Origin of the sequence: Paenibacillus agri, assembly GCF_013359945.1 — a bacterium.
GTDB classification, from domain to species: Bacteria; Bacillota; Bacilli; order Paenibacillales; family Paenibacillaceae; genus Paenibacillus_AQ; species Paenibacillus_AQ agri.
Genome location: NZ_JABWCS010000035.1, coordinates 1 through 243, shown reverse-complemented (window position 1 = coordinate 243; position 243 = coordinate 1). Strand labels below are relative to the sequence as shown.

General features: G+C 54.3%; 1 rRNA gene. It reads left to right on the top strand.

Annotated elements, in window-relative coordinates:
* Positions 1-243 (top strand): 23S ribosomal RNA (locus HPT30_RS00160); the annotation flags it as partial.

Sequence of the window (243 nt, the reverse complement as noted above, 5' to 3'; positions counted from 1 at the left end):
CAGAACGTCGTGAGACAGTTCGGTCCCTATCTGTCGTGGGCGTAGGAAATTTGAGAGGAGCTGTCCTTAGTACGAGAGGACCGGGATGGACGTACCGCTGGTGCACCAGTTGTTCCGCCAGGAGCATGGCTGGGTAGCTACGTACGGACGGGATAAGCGCTGAAAGCATCTAAGCGTGAAGCCCCCCTCAAGATGAGATTTCCCAATTAGTAAGACCCCTTGAAGACGACGAGGTAGATAGGT